We start from the raw sequence: 14,377 nt of genomic DNA on the forward strand, positions 1-14,377 counted from the left end.
ATCTTGACTAATGACAGTGGCTAAAACCGGCCACTAATATACACACCGTAAATACCATTACCCGCTAAGGGCGTCACTGTAATCCCTTTATAGGGGTCAGTAAAATACCAACCCGCTAATGCCCCAATCGCGGCGCCCGCGAGCACATCTTCTAAATAATGTTGGTCACTCGCCACTCGAGTGTAACCTACGTAGGAGGCGACGATATAGGCGGGTAAACCATATTGCCAACCATAACGCTGCTGGATAAAGGTCGCCGCCATAAAGCTATCCGAGGTGTGGCCCGATGGAAAAGAGTCATCGCCACTGCCATCGGGTCTATCCTTACTCACCCCATACTTTAGGCCTTCGACCACTAAACGGCTCGATACCGCCGCCTGTATTAATTGCCAACTGCCATCGTAGCCGTCCTCATAAAATAAGGTGGCCCCCATCGCCGTAGCTGGCAACATCAAATGCAGTACATCGCCCGAAGTTTCTAAATCTGAGCTGGCCCAACTGGTGCCACTGAGAATGACTAACAGTACACAGAATAACTTTTTCACCGATGATTCCTTTTCGGGTAAATTCCAAGGCGACGTTTATACCTTGATAGTCACGGGAATGCAAAATTGTACTTGTTTTATATCAGCTGTGACGAAAAAGACTATGCTAAGATGATGATTAGCTATTGATTTCAACGCGGATAGGAATTATTCACTTTGTCACATCCAGTGCGCTATTTATCACTCCTTTTGTTGCTACTCTTTACGCAACCCTTTGCCATGGCCGAAGAAAAAACACTGGTTGATAAAATATTTGCAAAGCATGAACGCGGCGACACTATGACTCCTGAAGCGGTCAAAGAGGATATTGCGCAACTAAGCAAACTGATCCCCGCCGATGATGTTATTCGAACCGAAAAATTGCAGTTGTTAAAATGCTGGAATCAGGCCGCTGAAACCGAGCAGGAGGTGAATTCAGCGCTTGCCTATACGACCCACGCCCTGGCCAATATTCCCCCAAACGCCAGCCCTCACTATGTCACAGACTTAACCCTCTGCCATGCTTGGTATTTGTATTTAAGTGGCGATATGAAAGGTGCGATGGAAGGCTACGATCTGAGCGTGAAACGCGCCTATGAGTATGAAGACCTAAAGCTTATCGCCGACTCACGCAGTCTTCGTGGCTCCCTATATTCTTATATTGGTGATTTTTCTTCGGCATTAGAAGATCTAGTGACAGCGCAGGATCTGTACGAATCATTAAATTTAACGGGCTGGGCCAATTTCAACCTTGCCGATGTAGCCACCAGCTTTAGACGCTACGGCGATCCAAAGAGCGCCATTCGTTATTACAATAAACTTAAAGATGTTTATTTAAAAAACAACAACCAAGACCAAGCTATCTTAGTCATCTCAGATATTGGCTTAGCCTTAGATGAACTCGGTGAGCACCAGCAAGCGATAGAGCAATTTCTGATAAGTTACCGCTATTATAAGGAACATCAGCAGACAGTTGCCGCCGCCATTGCCGCGACGAATATTGCATACAGCTTAATTCAACTCAATCGCCTCGACGAAGCCGAGCGTTATTTAGCCGAAGCCGCGGCGGTTATCACCGAAAAAGAACCCACAGCCTACAGTTTTATGAAACTGTTTATGGGGGAAATTCAATTTAAACGGGGTCACTATGCCGAGGCCCTTATCGAGCTCACTGAAGGAGAAGAAGCCTTTCGTTCCCTGCATAATGATCGGGGATTGGTTCAGCTCCTGCAGTTAAAGAGTGAGGTGTATGCCGCCATGGATAATTTACCCGCAGCCTATGGTGCATTACAGGAGTTTATGGTCATCACAAAAAAAGTGGATGGTAACTCACTCGACCTACAAACCACTGAATTAAAAGTTAAATTCGATACCAGCCGCATAACCTTAGAAAATGAACGGCTCATTGAAAATCAAACACTGAAAGAGCAGGAACTTGCCCTACTTGAGCAGAATAAGTCATTGCAATACATCATCTTGCTGCTAACTGTCTGCATACTCGTTATAGTCTCTCTTTTCGCCTATAAACAAGTACATCGAAATCGTCAGCTGCAAGCCATTGCCCTAACCGATTATCTGACCCAACTGCCGAATCGGCGGCATATTTATGCCCAAGCAGCCAAGTATTTCCAGCAAGCGTTAAAGCAGCAACATCCATTCTCGGTGATGATTTTCGATGCGGATCATTTCAAGCAAATCAACGATAACTTTGGCCATGAAATTGGCGATCGGGCGCTGATCACTATAGCCAATGCGGGCCAAGCCCTTACGGGAAATAAAGACCATTTAGGCCGTATCGGTGGTGAAGAGTTTTTGATCCTACTGCCCAATACCGATGCTAAACGAGCCAAGGAATTTGCCCATCAATTGCAAAGCAAAATTACTGAATTCAGCCATCAAGAATTACCCCATGAACTGACATTAACAGTGAGCGCCGGGGTCGCCACCCTAGGGAAAGAATCGCCAGATAAAGATTTTGCCAGCTTGCTGAAGCGGGCAGACAAGGCCCTCTATGCCGCTAAACATGCGGGGAGAAACTGCGTAAAATCAGCCGATGGCTTAGACGATAAGCCGGACGATGACTCAGACAATGCCAGCGCTTAAGTTAAGGTTTAAGTTAAGGCTTAAGTATTTTTATGCCAAAAAATCTGATGCTCTAACGGCGGAGGTAAATCCCCAAACCAATGTTGATATAAACGGCTAAACTCGCCAGAATTCTTCATTTTTTCAAGCTCCGCCTGCCAACTTAACACCAGTTCGGCGGCAGTCCCTTTCGAAAAGGCGAGATACAGCTTAATTTCCGAAACCACATACACTTGCTGTACATCTGCTTCCTTCGCACCGATTTCCTCCAATAGATGTTTGACGGCAAGGTCAGCCTGACACCAAAAACGCACCCGAGAAAATAATAATTGTTTGGCAGATTGCTGGGGAAAACTGGCGACGAGCAGGTTATTAACGCCAGATAAGGCTAATAACTGGGCACCCGCGGACTCACGGTAAACCCCCACCAGCCCCGCAGTTTTGACCTCGGCTAAATGATTAATCGTTATCGGATCGTCAGCTCTGGCATATAAAGCGATCTTACTGGTTGCTATTGGCCCAATAAAATCAAATAGGCTTTCACGCTCATCCCCTATTGAGGTCGCAAACAGCAACACATTGGCCGAAGAACTGGCAATCGAATAAGCCCGAGCCCAAGGGAGCACATTAATTTTCTCCTGCTGGCCTAATCTGGCCTGGAGCAGATTAACCAACTCCACGCCAAACCCCTGGGGAATACCATTTTGCTCATAGCTCATGGGCGGCCACACTTCGGTGACCAATTTCAATTTTTCCTCAGCCACAGATCCATCGCTAGGCAACAAGAGCAGCAGCCCCATCACCAACAAGACGAGCCTTGAGAACGACACACTCAACATAGGGTTACCAAAATGGCAGAAATTACTCTAATCATAGATATACCTATGCCCATTGCAAGGGAGCGCCTATCTTCACTGTAACAGATGAAAATCGTGCTCAACGGAGGAAAACTGTTATCATAGCGCCATCAAACCTAGCGCATTTTTCCCATTCATGTCCATTGTTACCCATAGCAACTCCAACCAACCCAATGCCCGCGAACTCGCTAGGCTCGCACTGCAGATAAAGACATGGGGCAAAGCACTCGGATTTGCACAGGTGGGGATTTGTGATACCGACCTTACCGCGCAGGAAAGCCAGCTTCAAGCTTGGTTGGATAAGGGCTATCACGGCGAAATGGCCTATATGGCTAACCATGGAATGATGCGCGCGCGCCCACAGGAATTGCACCCAGGCACTGTGAGGGTGATAGCGGTACGCATGGATTATTTGCCCCCAGAAGCAGGCTTTGCCACGAATCTTACCGACCCCAATCTAGGTTATATTTCCCGCTATGCCGGAGGGCGCGACTATCATAAATTGATCCGCGCTCGACTTAAAAAGCTAGGGGATCAGATCAGCGCCGAATTAATTAACCTCGGTTTCGATGCCGCCGATTTTCGCCCCTTTGTCGATTCGGCCCCGATACTCGAGCGGCCCTTAGCCGAAAAAGCCGGGATTGGCTGGACGGGTAAGCACTCACTCATACTCAACCATGATGCGGGCAGTTGGTTCTTTTTGGGGGAGCTACTGATCAACCTTCCTCTGCCAATCGATATCCCTATTGCCGAAGGCTGCAATACTTGCGTTGCCTGCATCACCTCCTGCCCAACGGGAGCGATTGTCGAGCCCTATGTGATCGACGGTCGACGCTGTATTTCCTATCTCACCATAGAACTGCAGGGGTCTATCCCAGAGGAGTTACGGCCACTGATGGGCAATCGAATCTACGGTTGTGATGATTGCCAACTCGTTTGCCCCATCAATCGAGAGGCGCCGCTGACGGAAGAAACCGACTTCCACATTCGTCCTAAGTTACAGCAGCCTGAACTTCTCAACCTTTTTGCATGGAGCGAAGCCGAGTTTCTCAAACACACAGAGGGCAGCGCTATTCGCCGCATCGGCCATAATCGCTGGCTGAGAAATATCGCCGTTGCGCTGGGTAATGCCCCAGCAAATCCCGCCATCATTACCGCACTTAAGGCCCGCAATGACGGCGAAGATATCGATGAGATAGTACGTGAGCATATCGAATGGGCACTTAAGGCCCAGCAATTGCGCCTAGCCGAAAGCGAGGCAACAGCCCAACAAAAAGCCCGCCGTAAAACCGATCGCATAGTGCGAATTATCGAGAAAGGTTTACCACGGGACGCCTAAGCTCAAACTCAAGCTCAAGCTCAAGCTCAAACTCAAACTCAAATTCAAACTCAATTTTCCTAACAAGCTAAAATGGCAGTAAAAAACCAGATATATCAATATCTGGCTTTATGGGGATAATGCCTACTGCCTAAAACTACCCCCTTAGCCAAGGCGGCGACGCAGTTCGCGGGTCGCATCGACCATATTTTTCAGCGCAGGTTCTACCTCAGCCCAGGTGCGAGTCTTAAGGCCGCAATCTGGGTTAACCCAGAGTTGGCGCACTGGCACTTTTTGCGCGGCTTTTTCGATAAGCTGCACCATGGCCTCAACACTTGGGGTATTGGGCGAGTGGATATCGTAAACGCCAGGGCCAATTTCATTTGGATATTCAAAATCTTCAAAGGCGTTGAGCAGCTCCATGCGTGAACGCGAAGTCTCTATGGTGATCACGTCCGCATCCATGGCGGCAATCGCGGCAATCGTGTCGTTAAACTCGCTATAGCACATGTGAGTGTGTATTTGGGTTTCATCCACCACACCTGCCGCACTCAGTTTAAAGGCATTGACCGCCCAATCTAAGTAAGCCTGCCACTCGCTTTGCTTTAATGGCAGCCCTTCACGGAAGGCGGGCTCATCAATTTGAATAATACCAATGCCCGCATGTTGTAAATCGACCACTTCATCACGAATCGCCAACGCCAATTGGGTGGCAATGGTATCGCCGCTGATATCTTCACGGGCGAATGACCAATGCAGAATCGTCACCGGCCCCGTTAACATGCCTTTGACCGGCTTGTCGGTGAGACTCTGCGCAAACTCAGCCCAATCAACCGTCATGGCCTTAGGGCGGCTCACATCGCCATAAATCAAGGGCGGCTTAACACAGCGAGAACCATAGCTCTGCACCCAACCATTTTTGGTAAAGCCCACACCTTCGAGTTGCTCGCCGAAGTATTCCACCATGTCATTACGCTCGGCCTCACCGTGTACCAGCACATCAATACCCAGTTTGAGCTGACGGTCTATGGTATCGCGGGTCACTTGCTGCAACTGCTCGGTATATTGCGCATCGCTCAACTCTCCTTTACGCCAGCGACTGCGCAGGCCTCGGATAGCCGGCGTTTGTGGGAAGGAGCCAATAGTGGTCGTCGGCAGCAATGGCAAACGATACTTGCGCTGCTGCACCGCTTGGCGCTCACTAAACTCACTAACACGTTCATAATCGGCTTGAGTCAGCGCAGCAACACGGGCGATCACCTGAGTATCTGCCGCCAGAGCCTTGGCCTCACGGCGGGCCACACAGGTGTTAACTATCTCCTTTGCCGCGACAGACTCAGGTGCCAGCAGCAATTGGCGCACATTGGCCAGTTCCAGCAGCTTTTGCTTCGCAAACGCAAGCTGCTGACACAGCGTCGGGGCAAGTGTCGTTTCGACCTCTAAATCCACAGGGCTGTGTAGCAGTGAGCATGAGGTGCCAATCCATAGGCGTGAGCCCTCAGGTGAACATAAGTCACGGGCAACACTGCCGATACGATCGACAATCAGGTCAACCTCTGCCGCCCACACATTGCGACCATTGATGACACCAACAGACAGAATCTGATCTTGCCTTAAGGCATTGGCAAACAAGGCTAATTGCTCAGGCGCAGTGACAAGATCTAAGTGCAGACCGACAACGGGCAGCGCGGATACCAAAGCCTGATGATGGCTAATGCTGCCATAGTAACTCGTGAGTAAAATCTTCACTTGAGCCGTTTTAAGTGCTTGATAAGCATCGCTAATCGCCACTTGCCACTCGTGAGTTAATTCGAGCGCCAGGATCGGCTCTTCAAGCTGTACCCAAGTCACACCCTGCGCAGCAAAACGCGCAAGAATGTCGGCATAAGTCTTTAATAAATTAGGCAATAAACTCAGTTTATCGAAGTCCTGACCCACGGTTTTAGCCAGGTACAAGTAACTCACGGGACCTAGTAACACGGGCTTGGCCTGATAACCCAGCGCCTGCGCCTCGGCCACTTCATCAAAAAACTGCTCATAGGCGATAGAAAACACTTGGTCTTGCTTAAGCTCTGGCACTAAGTAGTGATAGTTAGTGTTGAAATACTTCGTCATTTCCGAGGCTGGCGCATCGGTGCCAGTTGGCGCACGGCCACGGGCAACGCGGAATAAGGTATCAAGATCGATTGCGCCTTCACCGCGGTGGCGATCTGGGATGGCATTTAAAGTCGCACTCAGGGTTAACACTTGATCGTAAAAGGCAAAATCCCCTACCGGCACTTGCTCAATCCCGGCGGCCACTTGCCATTGCCAATGGGTACGACGTAACTCCTTGGCCACTCCATGCAGCTCAGCTTGAGTGCTTTCTCCACGCCAGTATTTTTCGAGGGCAAACTTCAGTTCACGACGACGCCCGATACGGGGAAAACCAAGACTGTTTAATTGCATACCATATCTTCCTTTATTTGAGATAAGCCATATTCGGCACTAGCACCCAGCAGATGGTGTTTTCTTGGCAACTTTTCGCATTTAAGCCTAGATAAATCACAATGGGCGTCTGGACGTCTAGAAGTTTATTGTGATAGTCTCTATGCCAGCAACCGAATTGATTTCAAGCACAACATGAGCGAAATTCACTTGGAGTGATCATGATCGAACTAAGACATCTGCGAACCTTAATGGCACTGAAGGAAAGTGGCAGCCTAGCGGGCGCAGCCAAAAAACGTTTTGTCACTCAATCCGCTCTCTCCCATCAAATTAAGGAGTTAGAGCAACGAATTAACTCGCCCATTTTTGTGCGTAAAAGTAAGCCCCTCTCCTTTACTCAAGAAGGCGCACGGCTATTGCACCTCGCCGAAGAGATTTTGCCTAAGGTGTTGGAGACGGAAACCGATCTCAAAAATGGCTTGGAGACAGAAACCAATCAGCTCAGAGTCGGGATTGAATGCCACAGCTGTTTTCGCTGGTTAATGCCTGTGATGGAGCAATTTAGGCAAGATCATCCGCAGGCCGAGTTAGACTTATCAAGCCGTCATCTGTTCGACTCGCTCAATGCCCTAGAAATGGGTGAACTCGATATAGTGCTGACATCGGATCCCGTGCCAGGGCACTCGCTCGCCTATCAGCATTTGTTTGATTTTGAAGTGAAGTTAGTGGTCGCCAAAGATCATCCCTTAGCAAAAGAAGCCTATGTTACGCCCAAGCAATTGGCGCGCTTACCCATTATCAGCTATCCGGTGCCACTGGCGCGTTTAGATATTTACCGCCACTTTTTAGAGCCCGCGGGCGTCGAGGCTGGTGAACAAAAAACCTGCGATTTGACCATGATGTTATTGCAGCGCATCGCCTGTAAGGACGGTATCGCCGCCCTGCCAAACTGGTCAATCAACGAAGGACATGGCCTAAGCCTAACTACGGTAAAACTGGGGCAAGAAGGGTTAAAACGTCCTTTATTCGGCGCCTATCGCCGCCACAGTGCGAATTCCGCCTTAGTACAAAACTGGCTGCAGCTGGTGGCGAGTGAAGGCTTAGCTCGTCAGCAAAAGTCCAATTAAGTTTTTGACACTTTAATAAAAAAGCCTGCAATCGCAGGCTTTGTTTTTATCAAAATATCTTAGAGCGGATTAAGCAATAAACCGCGCATTGACAATACTCGGCGCAGGATTAACCCAGGCGAATTTGGGTTACGGGTCTGGCGCAGATTATGGGCGATCATAAACTCTTGGCGCAGATCTTGGTCGAGATCTAAGGCCTCGAAGGCCTCTATGGTTAAAGTTTGCTGCTGGTTATCAATCAAAGACTTAATCACGCTTAACGGGAAAGACTCCTCCGAACTGGCATTCAGATAGGCAAAGGCGGTGAGTGCAATAATTTGGCCAAATACACTAAATAACGCTAGGGTTTGCACTTCATCGGGATCGACATCCATTCCCTTCATTTCGGCTAAACTATCAACCGCATCGGTAGCGATATTTTCGGTTAATTTCCAATAACCTTGCACTAACTTCTTATAGGGTTGTGGCAATTCATCGAGGCGTTCTTTCAAATAAAACGTGAAGGCATAGCGGTAGATATTCACTTGGCCTAAACGGATTAGGGCATCTTTTAAGGAACGTGATTTAGGATTTACTACGCCAGAAGCCTGCGCCGAATTGCTACGCATCAACATATGCGCCGACAATGCCGGATCGCTCGAAATAATATCGATCACATTACGAATATCGCCTTCGGCAAGGATCGCCTTTTTGAGCGGAATAAGAATTCCTCGGCGGCCAATCACTTGCTCTTCATTCGCTATGATGGCTCTCACTTGAGTAAAAACCTGTTGCTCAAGATCTGTCATAAGACACTTTACACCTGTTAATTAGCTATAAGATGATTCGAATACCGCTCACATCATACCCAAACTACAAAGAATTTCAGCCCTAAGTCGCAGAATAATTGTGACAATCCTGAAGAGCCGTAGATTCACAGCACAAGCTGCACATAAATATAGGGTTAAGTGATAAAGAATACACCCTGAATGTGGATTTTTCTCTGTGCAGGCGCCAGAAATAACAAAGCCAGACTCAGTCTGGCTTTAAAAGGTTAAATATCAATCCCAAGCTTAGAAACGGTAACCTACCGTAAAGCGAATATCCCGGCCACGGCCAGCGTAATAGCCATCATATGTTCCACCAGCATAATAGCCGGCACTGACATAATCTTTATCAAATAAGTTATCGATACGCAGGCTGGCTAACCAAGCGTCACGGGTGTAATTAAGGGCTAAATTGCCGAGCACATAACTGGCAAGTTTATCGCCTTCATTGCCGTTATCCCCTTCAACAAAGCGCTCGCCGGTATAAATCGCCTCGGCAAATACTTGGAAATGCTCGGAAAAATCCATACTGAGATAACCGCGTCCCGTGTGCTCCGCCACCCAAGACAGGGCTTTGCCCTCATTCACGCCGTCGGTAAATTCGGCATCGATATAGTTATATTCCAGCCCTAACTGCAGCGCTTGAGTCACCTGCCAATCCCAATCGGCACTCGCACCATAACGGCGTGAAGCATCGGCATTCACGTTCGCCCCTTGGAAGCTACCGCCATCAGGCTTTTCGGCGCTCGGATCGAAGACTATTTCATCTTCTAAATCGAGGCGATATAAGCTCACGCGCAGGCTTTGGCTAGCCAGAGTCCAATCCCAACCCGCCTCATAGGAGCGGCCCGTCTGCGGCTTTAGGCCATACACATCTTTCGGGGTGTAGGCTTGCTCATCGACCTTAGCGAAACGGAAGTTTTCATCACCGCGTAGATACAATCTGTGCTCCGTGCTCGGACGATAGTTTAGGCCCAACTCGAATGCGGTCGCATCTTCATCTAAATCGATGCCATTTGGATAGACATTGCCATCGACTAACTCATCGGTCACCCGCGCATAACGTCCGCCCACCACATAACTTAAGGTGTGGCTTAATGGCACAGTGGCTTGCAGGTAAGCACTTTGCATGTCCTGCACATTGCTTCGCGCCATAGAATCGTAATCGGCCTTACCACGGCTGATATCTAAGCCTGTCACTAGGTTTAGCTCGCCTTGGCGAGTGTTGTAGTTAGCTAAAGCTTTGGGACTAAACATCAACAGCGAGCGGGTGTTATGGCTACCCGCGCCCCAATTAACGGAGCTGACTAAGGTATCGCTGTAATCCAGATCCACCGCTAACGCCCAGTTCTGGTTAAGCTGATGCTGATAACCGCTGCGCGCCGCTGTGGTCATCTCATGGACATATTCGCTGCTATTGGAAGACTGACGTGGGTCTTTGTTGAACAGATCTTTGGTCAACGCCCCCGGATTTTCACGGTCATCGTCGTAATAGCTGGTTTCAACGAAGAAAGAGTCTGTTGCGGTTTTATATTGAATGCGGCCAAGGATAGAGCCGGTTTCGTTGGCATTATGCTGGCGATAGTTGTCGCCTTGGTTGTAGCTACCGGTCAAGAAATAGCGCCAATCCTTGTTGATCGCGCCGGACACATCGCCACGGCCTTCGTAGGTATTAAAGCTACCACCGGATAATTGCACACTGCCGCCGGTATTCTCAGGCGATTTAGTGACAATGTTGATCACCCCACCGACAGCCTGATCGCCGTAGAGCACACCCGCACTGCCGGATAAAATCTCAATCCGTTCAACAAGATTTAGGGGGATTGCATTTAAGCTAGGGGCGGCGATATCAATATTATTTAGGCGGCGACCATCGAGTAAAATCAAAGTGTTATTAACGGCCGAGCTGGCACTAAAACCACGCATCGCAAAACTAGTGCCGATATTATTATCGGAAATTTGGATCCCACTTTGGCCACGTAAAACATCGGTCACACTGGTGGCGCCACTCATTTCAATCGCTGCGGCGTCAATCACATTCACATTGGCGGCAATATTGAGGGGGCTGTTGTCGGTGCGGCCGATCACGACCAGATGTTCATCGACTTTGGCTGTGTTGGTTTCATCGGCAGCCACGGCGGGCGCGATAACAGAAAAACTGCAAAGGCTGCCGATCAGCAGCGCGATTTTTGTTGGATGTGTTCCCATTTTACCTTTAACTCCAGAAGGAAAACGGGGCATTGGCGCCACGATACCGTTGCTCCAGTATAAATACGGACACTACTATCGCATTTTGAGATCTGCCCACCGAAATCTCAAAAACACCTTCAGGGCCGGTCTCCGGACTTAGGCTATATTAATCCAATCAATCGAAGGACTAACGCGAAACCAACCTTTACACATTGAGCCGATAGAGTTCATCTTGAACATAGCTATCCAATGCGGCCGTTTCTCACCATTTACCGTTGCGGGGGCAGTGCCAGAATTCCACTGGCTTCCCGATTATCTCGCGGCCTTAGCACGCAAGCACCTCAGAAGGTTGACTAAAAATCTGCTTCCACTCTCAAATCAAGCTACCAATCAAGCTAGATAAGCATATTTGAAGAGCGGTGTTGCCCAGCACCATTAGGCACTGAGCGCGCATTATAGACGTCTATACGGATGAAAGTCCATGACTCTCGCACTAAGGATATCAGCTACTTCAATGAAAAGGGCCCGAGGGCGGAGATAAAGTCGGCACTGTTGGCCGCTTGTAAGGGTGGTTTATCCGCAGAAAAAACATCGCCACGCATCGATTTATGCAGCAAATACAAATCTTTATTACCACTTACCACAGTGTAATAACCAATTTCACCCTGGGGATTTGAGGTAAAGGCACTCGGATTAAACTGGGTCGCGCCATGGACATGCGGCATTGTGGTACACCCGAGAATGGCCTGAAAGCCTTCGTGACCATCCACTTGAGTAGCACCCAGTTTTTGATAAACCACCTCACCGTCACAGGCGGCTTGATAAGCCTCGGCCATCGCATCTAAAAACTGCTTGGGGCTGGCGCTTTCGGCCATGCCCTTAAAGCCCTGCACACAAAACAGCGTGCTCCATTGGTTGAGCGCTTCGAGCTCAGGCACAAACTCTGCCATAAACACGCCATCACGCTCTTCATAGTGGGCTTGCTTCCAACCACTGGGGAGATTAAATCCTAACTGCTGACCAAATACCGGCAATACATGGCTATGGGAAGTATAATCCCCGCCTCTGGGCTTATCTAAGGTCGCTTGTGCGGACTCAGATCCCATTAAACCACAGAGCAGCAATACACTTATGCCTTGAATTACACCCACCCGAGCACTCAATGCTAATTTCATATTTATCATCCTTGTATCGCTAACCTGAGCGAATTATGAAATTGAATAGAAAACATCCTGCATTCTAGCCAAGAATTTAACGGGAAAACAGTTAAAACACAGGTTAAATACAACTTTAACAGCAATAATCACCGCAACACCAACAATAACAGTGAAATATGCCATTTACCCGCGCGGTGACGGTAAATTTACCCAGCTAAAATATGCCTTAATCAAATGACCAAGTCACTTTACGCTGCGGCCTTTCCTTGCTCAAAATCGCCTGACGTTGCTCTGGGGTTTCGCACTGGGCAGTGGGAGTAAAATCCAGCGGCTTAATCACTAAGGAGTCCGCAGGTTGTACGGGCGACTTGTCGAACATCGCCAGATTCATCGACCAAGACACCCATTCGCCCTTTTCACTGATGCCGACATAACCCTCATCTCCCCGGCCTAACCAAGTCAGGCGCGGAATCCGCGCCATTAACTTCTCCACATTTTCACGGTTGGCGCGATAACCGACTGGCACCACTTTGCCATCGGGACGCGTAAACACAAAGGAGGCTGGCCCTCGAGTAATGACGCTGCCTTCCTGCCAATATTTATCAAGAATTTCTTGGGCATAGTGAAAGCCAAACATATAAGCGTAGTCAGTATCGTCGGCCACTATTTGTGGCACGGCCTTATCCCGCAGTAATAAAAAGCCTGAGCCGATGCTGATAATCTCTTTTACCCCTGTGATATCGGTTTTTTTAATCCAATCGACACCACAGTTAATCCCATCACCCCAAAAATGCGCATCCCCCGTAGGACTTAAAATCGCAAAGGCACAATTGTTTGCCGTCATACTCGCCACATCCTTTAAGGCGCTGCGAATAGGATAGGTATCACTGCGCCAGCCCCAGCTCACCACAGAGCCATCCTTTTTTAAGGCAGCATAGGTGCTTTGAAAATATTCGATCTTCACTACATCCTTAAGCTGCGGGAGCAATTTTTTCATATTGGTCGACTCTTCAACCTGCCCCCAAATCACCGCGCTATCTTCTTTTTTGAGGGCGACAAAACTGCGTCCCTTAGCAAAGATATCGACGACATCAACTAATTGATCCTGCACATGTAAGCTATTACCGCCATAGGGGCCATAACCCCAAGTGTGTACCTTACCGTTGGCATCGAGCGCGGCAATGGCCTCTTGGTTGGCGAACAACTTGGTAATATTGGTCATGCGATTTTGTAGCGCTTTATCTAGGCTGAATTTCCCCGCATTACCCCAGTAAACCACAGTGCCATCTTGACGTAGCGCGGCAAACCCGTCCTTCACTGGGACGATTTGCTTAACTTGCTTAAGCTGCTCCGTTACTTCCCGGCTATCACCGCCAGCATAACTGTCGCCCCAAGTGATCACCTCAGCGGATTGAGTTAACGCCGCAAAGGCCGAACTATTGGTGACCACAGTCTCGACGGCGGGTAAATCACAGGGAATATGGCGATACTGTGGACTCGGATTTTCCTTAAATTGGAGCAGTTTGCCATTATCAAACTGCAATAAGGATTCCTTATCATTTTCGAACACGGTTAAAGGTTTAGGCTGACTACAAGCGGTTAATTGCAGGACGATTAAGGCCGCTACGAATGCCAAAGGGCGAGAAGTTGGTGCCAAAGGTCGAGGAATTGAATAAGACTGCATAACTTATTTCCCTGTCATTGCTGAAAACTATCATTGTTGAAAATTATCGATGCTGAAAACTGTCGTGACTCAAGACTTATCTTAGTAACAACTTAAGCGGGGCTATTGTAGCAGCCTATTGATAAAAATAGGAAAAAGCTCACACTTTGCCCCTAAAACTAAGCGTAGGCTAGCAGCCGATAACCAGCGTGCTATTCTAAGCCTC

At 48.6% G+C, this 14,377-nt stretch carries 10 protein-coding genes and 1 riboswitch; of the genes, 3 read left to right on the forward strand and 7 right to left on the reverse strand.

Translation table 11 applies throughout. The features are described 5' to 3' along the window. Positions 1-20 precede the first annotated feature (20 nt). The gene (locus JFT56_RS16010) at positions 21-545 is read right to left on the reverse strand and encodes a phosphatase PAP2 family protein (RefSeq protein ID WP_198780996.1); all 525 of its coding nucleotides are present in this window, start codon (positions 543-545) and stop codon (positions 21-23) included. A gap of 219 nt (positions 546-764) precedes the next feature. On the opposite strand from JFT56_RS16010, the gene JFT56_RS16015 reads away from it, so the two are divergent. After that, a complete protein-coding gene (locus JFT56_RS16015; RefSeq protein WP_420136028.1) occupies positions 765-2,627 on the forward strand; it encodes a diguanylate cyclase domain-containing protein in 1,863 nt (620 codons plus the stop codon). A 20-nt stretch (positions 2,628-2,647) separates the two neighbouring features. Here JFT56_RS16015 and JFT56_RS16020 read toward each other — a convergent pair whose 3' ends face one another. Continuing rightward, positions 2,648-3,445 (reverse strand): substrate-binding periplasmic protein, encoded by a 798-nt coding sequence (locus JFT56_RS16020; RefSeq protein WP_198780998.1) that lies wholly within the window; start codon positions 3,443-3,445, stop codon positions 2,648-2,650. A 154-nt stretch (positions 3,446-3,599) separates the two neighbouring features. Between JFT56_RS16020 and queG the strand changes: the two genes are divergently transcribed. Continuing rightward, positions 3,600-4,802 carry a tRNA epoxyqueuosine(34) reductase QueG gene (queG, locus tag JFT56_RS16025; protein ID WP_198780999.1) on the forward strand — a complete coding sequence of 401 codons (1,203 nt, stop codon included), beginning with the start codon at positions 3,600-3,602 and terminating at the stop codon, positions 4,800-4,802. A gap of 144 nt (positions 4,803-4,946) precedes the next feature. Here queG and metE read toward each other — a convergent pair whose 3' ends face one another. Beyond that, positions 4,947-7,229 (reverse strand): 5-methyltetrahydropteroyltriglutamate--homocysteine S-methyltransferase, encoded by a 2,283-nt coding sequence (gene metE, locus JFT56_RS16030; protein ID WP_198781000.1) that lies wholly within the window; start codon positions 7,227-7,229, stop codon positions 4,947-4,949. Between the two features lie 200 nt (positions 7,230-7,429). Here metE and JFT56_RS16035 point away from each other — a divergent pair, with 200 nt between their 5' ends. Continuing rightward, positions 7,430-8,335: a LysR family transcriptional regulator gene (locus JFT56_RS16035; protein WP_198781001.1), complete on the forward strand. Its 906-nt coding sequence runs from the start codon at positions 7,430-7,432 to the stop codon at positions 8,333-8,335. A gap of 59 nt (positions 8,336-8,394) precedes the next feature. Here the strand turns inward: JFT56_RS16035 and JFT56_RS16040 are convergent, their stop codons facing one another. From JFT56_RS16040 to JFT56_RS16055, 4 genes are all read right to left on the reverse strand, one after another. Further along, the gene (locus JFT56_RS16040; RefSeq protein ID WP_198781002.1) at positions 8,395-9,123 is read right to left on the reverse strand and encodes an HDOD domain-containing protein; all 729 of its coding nucleotides are present in this window, start codon (positions 9,121-9,123) and stop codon (positions 8,395-8,397) included. 264 nt (positions 9,124-9,387) lie between these two features. Beyond that, positions 9,388-11,349 carry a TonB-dependent receptor gene (locus tag JFT56_RS16045; protein ID WP_198781003.1) on the reverse strand — a complete coding sequence of 654 codons (1,962 nt, stop codon included), beginning with the start codon at positions 11,347-11,349 and terminating at the stop codon, positions 9,388-9,390. Between the two features lie 105 nt (positions 11,350-11,454). Then, positions 11,455-11,690, reverse strand: a riboswitch (cobalamin riboswitch). A gap of 147 nt (positions 11,691-11,837) precedes the next feature. Next, a complete protein-coding gene (locus JFT56_RS16050) occupies positions 11,838-12,506 on the reverse strand; it encodes a hypothetical protein (protein ID WP_198781004.1) in 669 nt (222 codons plus the stop codon). A 208-nt stretch (positions 12,507-12,714) separates the two neighbouring features. Further along, positions 12,715-14,172: a hypothetical protein gene (locus tag JFT56_RS16055; protein WP_198781005.1), complete on the reverse strand. Its 1,458-nt coding sequence runs from the start codon at positions 14,170-14,172 to the stop codon at positions 12,715-12,717. Positions 14,173-14,377 lie beyond the last annotated feature (205 nt).

The sequence above is a fragment of the Shewanella putrefaciens genome, assembly GCF_016406305.1.
Classification (GTDB): domain Bacteria; phylum Pseudomonadota; class Gammaproteobacteria; order Enterobacterales; family Shewanellaceae; genus Shewanella; species Shewanella putrefaciens_C.

What these genes read in the sequence shown, in the direction of transcription:
- JFT56_RS16015 (WP_420136028.1), top strand. Translation starts at nt 765, where the DNA reads ATGGCCGAAGAAAAAACACTGGTTGATAAAATATTTGCAAAGCATGAA.
- JFT56_RS16020 (WP_198780998.1), bottom strand. Translation starts at nt 3,445, where the DNA reads ATGTTGAGTGTGTCGTTCTCAAGGCTCGTCTTGTTGGTGATGGGGCTG.
- queG (WP_198780999.1), top strand. Translation starts at nt 3,600, where the DNA reads ATGTCCATTGTTACCCATAGCAACTCCAACCAACCCAATGCCCGCGAA.
- metE (WP_198781000.1), bottom strand. Translation starts at nt 7,229, where the DNA reads ATGCAATTAAACAGTCTTGGTTTTCCCCGTATCGGGCGTCGTCGTGAA.
- JFT56_RS16035 (WP_198781001.1), top strand. Translation starts at nt 7,430, where the DNA reads ATGATCGAACTAAGACATCTGCGAACCTTAATGGCACTGAAGGAAAGT.
- JFT56_RS16040 (WP_198781002.1), bottom strand. Translation starts at nt 9,123, where the DNA reads ATGACAGATCTTGAGCAACAGGTTTTTACTCAAGTGAGAGCCATCATA.
- JFT56_RS16045 (WP_198781003.1), bottom strand. Translation starts at nt 11,349, where the DNA reads ATGGGAACACATCCAACAAAAATCGCGCTGCTGATCGGCAGCCTTTGC.
- JFT56_RS16050 (WP_198781004.1), bottom strand. Translation starts at nt 12,506, where the DNA reads ATGAAATTAGCATTGAGTGCTCGGGTGGGTGTAATTCAAGGCATAAGT.
- JFT56_RS16055 (WP_198781005.1), bottom strand. Translation starts at nt 14,172, where the DNA reads ATGCAGTCTTATTCAATTCCTCGACCTTTGGCACCAACTTCTCGCCCT.